We start from the raw sequence: 6873 nt of genomic DNA on the forward strand, positions 1-6873 counted from the left end.
AGGCGGACTTCTCTTGCTTCGGGTATCATCCCGACCTTGAATCACGACTCACGTTCCAAGAAAAGTGGGTACTAGGCACTCCGTCGGCGGGAATGCCGGCTGGAGGCGTCCGAACCCCTCCGGTGCGCCCCGTTCACGTCTGGCGCTCCTGCTCTCCCGCTTTCGCCGACGAGGTCCAGTCGGGCCCACTCCACAGCCCTGAAGATCAAGTTCACCTATGTGTTCAAGCGGAGGACATTCCCGGGGCGACCGGGGCCCCGGCAGGACCACAATTGACAATGGAGACCCCGGAGTGCCTGACTAGCTCCCAAACGCAGAATGTTCTCACCCAAGATCCGGCCGAAAAGGACGAGCTCAACAGCTGCCTGGAGGCCGTCGCCGACCGGTTCGGATTGCGTTGGCTTGAGCAGGGCGACAGAAACCCTGTGCCATCGCTATGGCAGGCCAAGCAAGCACGCTCTTGCGACCAATGAGCTGGTGACCTTAGGCTATGCCCTTTGGAGGTTCGCTAAGGCCGATCTGAACGGGACCCGACATCAAGTCAATCAGTTGAAGATCGGGAGCGATGGCGAATGCGCCGGCAACGACATCGCGCTTACCAGCGCGGCGTTCAAGCAGGCCAACCTCGCCGGCCAGGCTTTTTGGCCACGAGATCTGTATCGAAGCCAACATGGTCCATTGCGCGCAGCGCGCCGGGCCACAATGGATTGAGCATGCGTATCAAAACTTCACGTTGAAGGTGGCATTCAGTCCGTTCTGGGTGAGGCCTGAACCGAACTGGCCTTGATAGGCGATGCCAAGGGTGCTGTTGCTCGAAATCTGGAAGTCCAGACCGGATTGCACGAGTGCCACATCCTTGCCGATGGATACGCCCGAAGCTGCAAAAGCGCTGGAACCTGCAGCAAAGCTGGCTGTCGACAGCGGAACAATGTCACCCAGGGCATGACGCCAGCCAACATCAGCGCGCGCAGTCGCGGCAATGTGGCCAAGTTGAATACGGGTCGTCGCGTAGACGCCGAACGTGGAGAGCGTCGTATCCATCGTGTCAGCGCGAATACCAAGCGCCGCCCCGTTCAATCCCCTTTCGTAAAAAGCATCCGTCGCGACGCGAACGTGGGCGAGATTGGCATAGGGCTCGATCATGGAATACTTGCCGAGATGGACTTTGTAGCCCAATTCGCCAAAAATCTGGAAAGTGCCCGCATCGTGATCCGAGATCAAGTTGTCGTTGAACCCCGGGACTCTAACGTTGCGGCTCATCTCAAGATCGTGCCATGTATAGGCAATGCCTGAGCGGAATGCGACGGCTCCTTCCGGTGCGGTCCACTCGGTGCCGGCATAGGTCCCGAACGTGTAATTGTCACTGCGGCCTGACGACGAAGCAGCGCCAGCCTTGAAAGTGGAGCGGCTATAGCCAGCAAGAACACCGAAGCGCCAGTCCTCAAATACCGGCCTGTCGATACCGGTCATGAAGCCGCTGATGCTGGATCTGGTGCTTGCGGCATTGCCGTCACCTGATTGGGTCGTCCATCCGCCAAAGGCAGAAGCCCACGCGGCATAACCCTGCAGGTCATAGGATGGCGGATCAGAAGACGCCGCGGCGATGGCACCGATGGCAGGGACGGAATCGTCACCTGGCCTTTTCTGCTCAGGACCATAACCTACTGCATTCATCGCTGATGATGGCGCCCCGCCAAACGCCTGTTCCAGGCGGTCGTAAACCGCCGATCGCGCATAGAAGCTGTCATTGATACGTCTGCCCTGTTCGGAGGCATAGACGGAGGGCGAGAGCTGTCGCAGCGCAGATGTCACCGCTGTGCCGTCAGGCGAGGAGAAGTCGAGTGCCGCGACGAGCGGGTGCAGCCCCGACGCAGCATTGCCGGCGACTTGATCGAGCGCCGCGCCCACCTCGCGGCTGTTGGCATCGGCTCCATATCGCGAGTAAGCATCGGATGGACGGGAGAGCGTCAACGCATAGGTGTTGCCACCCTCGGCTGTAGCACTCGCCAGCAAGGTCGGTGATTGCAGGGATGTCGTCACGTTCGCAAACGAGCCCCAGAGATTTGTTGCATTCAGCCACTGATTGGAGGAGAACTTGAAGCCGCTGCCATACCAGCCACGCTGCGGGATGATCGTGAGCGTGCCGTCGAGAGTCGCATTGCCGTTCACCACCAGACGACTGAACGCACCGCTATCATTCACCGCGACCTGCAAGCGACCGGTCGAGGTCTGCAGATAGTCGCCATTCACCGTTATGCTGCTGTCAAGGCGACCGATAAGAGGCGCGACAGCACCGCTATTGGTGAAGCGGCCGTCAGTACTGAGCAGATAACTGCCATTGCCGGACAAGGTTGCGCCTTGCGCGACAGTTGCGTCATACAGTTCATGATTTCCGGTAAACAGCGTGACGCCGCCCGACAACTGCAGCGACAGGTTGCGTCCAATGATATTCCCTTCATAACGGGTCGCAAAGCTTTGGTCGGGCTCCTGCGTTGAGTGACCGTTCGCATCAGGCGTCATACCGAATGTCAATTTGGTCAGCCGCAGAGCACCTTTCTCGTCAAGCTGGGCGTAATCGGACAGGATGTCCCCTGACAGCATTGCGCCACGCATTACATTGATCTCGCCGACATAACCGTTGTTCGACATGTACATCGCTGCATGACTGCCAGCCAGGCGCCCGGTCAGATCGAATTTGCTGACGAGGGGGCCCTCGATTTCGTTCAGCATCGGCGCCGCGTTATTGCCGATCGTGCGAATATACGAGCCACGATATTCAAGGTCGTTGCCCATCGCATTGTTGCCAAAGTCGAAACTTGCTGCGATGCCATGCTCGCCGAGAGCCTGCACGTCCCCGCGCTGAGTAAACGTGTGATCCTTGCCATAGGCGAACATGACGCCGCGCCCATAGGCGCCATCGGCGTACACGCGGGTTCCGGGCGGGATTATGATCTGGTTGTTTTCGCCGTCGACGCGGATGCCGGCGCCCCCTGCTCCCTTCGAAAGCAGGTCGGCACGTTGGACCACAATATTGCCGCTGCCATAGACGTGCAGCCCAAGTCCGAGCGTAGCCGTATTGTACGTATTCGGCAGATAGGCGGTGCCGTCAGCATTACGAGCGAAGAAGGGATTGTCGTTTACCAGAGTCTGGCCATTGGCGTAGATGGAGTAACCGAAGTGGTTGCGCCGATCGATGCTGTAGCCCATATCCTGAAACGCGGCGATCTCCGCCTCCATCAGGGCGGTGTAGTTCCGGTATCCCTGGTGGCTCATCAGGCTGTTCTTAAGCTCGCTATGCGAGGCGAAGGGCGCATCCCGTCGACCATGCTCGTCCATTACGCGCACCGGAATACCAGGCATGGCACCGGCCAGCACTTCACTCACATGCTTTCCAGCGAAATAGCCCCGATCGCGGCGCAGATCGAAAACGTCGTCAGCTGGTAGGTTCGTGCAGACGGAGCAATAGATCGTCTGCCCAGGCTTGGCTTGTTTGCCATTGTCGTCGCGCAAATGCTCGGTCCACGCATTTATCTTTTCCGGGAAATACGTTGATATCGGCCCAGGGAAATACGGAGATGGTTCATAGTTGATAGTGCTGAGCATACCGTGTGCATGGCCGAGCTCATGAAGCACTACGGGCGTAAGACCAATCTTTGCAGTCGTCGGCAATTGCGAAGGGATGTATGCTTCGGACGAAAACCCCATCAGGCCAATTGTAACCATGCCATGCGCACCGTAGTGCAGCTCGCCTGGATCCTGGCCCATGAGCGACGCCTGCACCTTGGTGCCGCCACCGGGGGACATACCACTATAGGCAGATGCGTTTTTCTCGCTATTTCCCCCGAAGTTGACAATGGCCGGCGCGTGACCCGGCATAAGCTTGATGATTTCTGCCCAATACCGAATCGCCGCCAATGAATGATCTATTTCCGATTTCGGCAAATTCCTCGTTGAAACCCCGTCACCTTCCCAATAAGGACCATCGCCGGGTCCGAATATCTGCGCTCGCATGAAGGTCACGCCGTTCGTATCCGTGACATCGAAAGTTTCAAGGGCCCTACTGGGCGAACCCAGCGACGCACTAGCCGCAAGTACGATGGCCGTAACTGTCTTCGTCTTCGTCTTCGTCTTCGTCTTCATACTACACTACACATTCTCTTCGATGCATTGATTACAGGTGTGTTTTGCCATCTAACTCGAGCGCGGGTGCACGCAGATGGGCGAGCGAAGCGCGGCCGTCATTGGTCAGACATCGGCGTGCGTAGTTCGCGCGCGATACCTGACGGCAGCACTTCAATACGAAAGGAAAGCCATTTCCCTGGATCGGCTTTGATGAAACCAAGTCCGCTCAAGGAGGTGTGTCCCCATTGCTGGTGACTTTGATTTCAAATTCCTGGAGCTCAGACTCTGGCACATCACGCTTGCCATTTGCGACCCGCCGAGCGCTGCTCGTCAGACCGAATATGACCGCCCGCCTGCGGTGCCGCGCCTATGTCGATCGATTTCATGGTGCCGTTAGCAATGCGAACTCCTATTGCCTTTTGATCGCACGAAGGTCCTGCATTCTGCAGCAGACCCAATCCGACGAGGCGGCGGCTGCGCGCAACCAACAAGCAGCGGAGCAAAAGTTGGGCCAAATCGCCTGATGCGTCCGCCGTGCGCAACCAGTTGAACGCAGCAACATGCACGACGGTTCTTCGCGTGAAAAACAGGCACTGCAATGTTCGGCGACGGCCATTGTTGTCGCAAACTCGCCACTGCACTGGAGCGCCCCCCGGCAGTTGGAATGTTCGTTCATTCATGCTTGCTGCGATTGCCGCGATCAGTTCAAGTTTTGAATGGGGTTGCGAGGGGCGGGCATTTTTATTGCACTCACCGTCGTGAGCTTCGGTCCGGCATGCGTCAGGCACATGCAGAGCACCAAGACGCGGAGCCGACCACCTCAACCAGACGGCGTATAGAGTAGGTGAAGTGCAATGTGGCGCGACCTCACCGATCGAAATGCTCAGGCCAGCCATCGCGCTTCAGACGGACCGAGATTGGCCGGACAAATGACTCGAAAGAAGCCGGAGGCGGTCCTTGTTCCGGCAGACGAACGCTTGACCGGCCGCGCCGTGTTGGGCGCAACCATCGGCAATATTCTCGAATTCTACGACTTTGGGACCTATAGCTTTTTCGCTATCCAGATCGGTCAGACGTTCTTCCCGGCAAGCGACCCGTTCGCCAGCCTCATGCTGTCGCTCGCAACCTTCGGCGCTGGTTTTGTGACCAGACCGATCGGGGCCATCGTGCTCGGCTCGTACTCGGATCGAGCCGGCCGCCGACCCGCCATGACCGCGAGCTTTGCAATGATGAGCGCCGCAGTCCTTTTGTTGGCGGTGACGCCTTCGTACGAGACAATAGGAATTGCCGCGCCGCTACTGGTGATTTTCGCACGTTTGGTGCAGGGCTTCGCACTGGGCGGTGAAGTTGGTCCGACGACTGCCTATTTGATGGAAACGGCCCCGGCCGAACGGCGCGGTCTTGCTGTTTCGTTCCAGCCTGCCAGCCAACAGATTGCCGCGACGGCCGGAGCGCTTGTGGGAGAAATACTCTCCCTGACCATGACAAGCGAGGCGCTCAGTGCTTACGGATGGCGGATCGCGCTTTTGCTCGGCGCCGCTACGCTGCCGTTCGGACTCTGGTTGCGGAGCGCCCTGCCCGAAACGTTGCATCGCCCCGACACGCCGGCTCCCGGCGTTCAGCCTGTAAGCAGGCAGCCTGCCGCTCGCCGCATCATGAGTCTGGGATTTGTCATTTTGGCCAGCTGCACGATCATCACTTACGTCACGGGATATATGACCACCTATGCGCTGAACACCTTGCAGGTTTCCGCGCCTCTCGCCTTTGGCGCCACACTCATCTGCAATACGGTAGGAATTGCCGCCGCACTGCTGGGCGGCTGGCTCGCAGACCGCGCGGGCCGCCGGCACATCATGATTTGGCCGCAGATCGCGGCGTTGCTGATGACCTATCCAGTGTTCTTCTGGATCTCGGAGAGCCGCAGTGCTCTCGCACTTCTCGGAGGCCTCGGCGCGCTCACCATGATCGGAACGATTCCGTATAGCGCCTTCTATGTGAGCATGGCCGAAGGTTTGCCCAAGAACATTCGTGGCGGCGCCTTCGCGACGACCTACGCCTTCGCCATTGCGATCTTCGGAGGTACAGCCCAACCCATCGTCACCTGGCTGATCCACCTGACCGGGAGCGCGCTGGCGCCGGCCTGGTACATGCTTGTCGCGAGCGCGGCCGGGCTCTGTGCCATGCTCTTGATTCCTGAGACTGCGCCGCTCAAGATTCGGAGCGCTGCGCTCAGGTAACGTCCGTCCTAGCACTGGACAATTTGGTCGCGGCTCTCTGCCGCCTGATATCGCGCTCGCGCCGGTCAGCAAGAATGTAGGGCCCCGCGTTCGACGTGGTCGTTCGCGCGGCCATCGACAGCACCGACAGAACGGATGGCTCCGACAGCGCCCGGGATCGCGTCGATGGTCACCGGCTTCATCAGACTGTCGGGCGCTCGCAGCGCTGAACACGACGCGATCGACGAAGCGCCCGGAGCTGAGAAGCGAGGACGCCCGGCTTGTCCGAAGCACCAAGCCTAGGTTCGCGCCGCGGTTCTCAGCGTGCTCAAAGACGGTCCTGGCAAGGTCGATTTCACCAAGGAGCTCCGGTTACATGTCGCGACGCCTGCCCTGTGCCTGGTTCATTGACAGGATCGTGTCATCAGAAGTTCCGGCCCGCAGCTTAGCCACGGCAGCTAGTACCCGGAATCAGAGCTGAGTGATACGGCGGCCTTTGAAACGGCGTTGACGGACCTTTTTCTTGGTCCAGACG

Annotated in this window: 4 protein-coding genes; 2 read left to right on the plus strand and 2 right to left on the minus strand. The window is 59.1% G+C overall.

Translation table 11 applies throughout. From position 1 onward, the window contains the following. Positions 1-402 precede the first annotated feature (402 nt). Positions 403-711 carry a hypothetical protein gene (locus QJT82_RS44700; RefSeq protein WP_157788226.1) on the plus strand — a complete coding sequence of 103 codons (309 nt, stop codon included), beginning with the start codon at positions 403-405 and terminating at the stop codon, positions 709-711. 9 nt (positions 712-720) lie between these two features. Here QJT82_RS44700 and QJT82_RS44705 read toward each other — a convergent pair whose 3' ends face one another. Continuing rightward, positions 721-4140 carry an autotransporter domain-containing protein gene (locus tag QJT82_RS44705; RefSeq protein ID WP_244436109.1) on the minus strand — a complete coding sequence of 1140 codons (3420 nt, stop codon included), beginning with the start codon at positions 4138-4140 and terminating at the stop codon, positions 721-723. A gap of 275 nt (positions 4141-4415) precedes the next feature. Then, the gene (locus QJT82_RS44710; RefSeq protein WP_155258815.1) at positions 4416-4802 is read right to left on the minus strand and encodes a hypothetical protein; all 387 of its coding nucleotides are present in this window, start codon (positions 4800-4802) and stop codon (positions 4416-4418) included. 249 nt (positions 4803-5051) lie between these two features. Between QJT82_RS44710 and QJT82_RS44715 the strand changes: the two genes are divergently transcribed. Then, on the plus strand, positions 5052-6359 hold the full coding sequence (locus tag QJT82_RS44715; protein WP_016846328.1) for an MFS transporter: 1308 nt from the start codon (positions 5052-5054) through the stop codon (positions 6357-6359). Positions 6360-6873 lie beyond the last annotated feature (514 nt).

Source organism: Bradyrhizobium sp. Mp19, from assembly GCF_029952935.1.
GTDB lineage: Bacteria > Pseudomonadota > Alphaproteobacteria > Rhizobiales > Xanthobacteraceae > Bradyrhizobium > Bradyrhizobium elkanii.

Bases quoted from the DNA above. Each gene is read 5' to 3' on its own strand.
- QJT82_RS44705 (WP_244436109.1), bottom strand. From the start codon at position 4,140: ATGAAGACGAAGACGAAGACGAAGACGAAGACAGTTACGGCCATCGTA.
- QJT82_RS44710 (WP_155258815.1), bottom strand. From the start codon at position 4,802: ATGAATGAACGAACATTCCAACTGCCGGGGGGCGCTCCAGTGCAGTGG.
- QJT82_RS44715 (WP_016846328.1), top strand. From the start codon at position 5,052: ATGACTCGAAAGAAGCCGGAGGCGGTCCTTGTTCCGGCAGACGAACGC.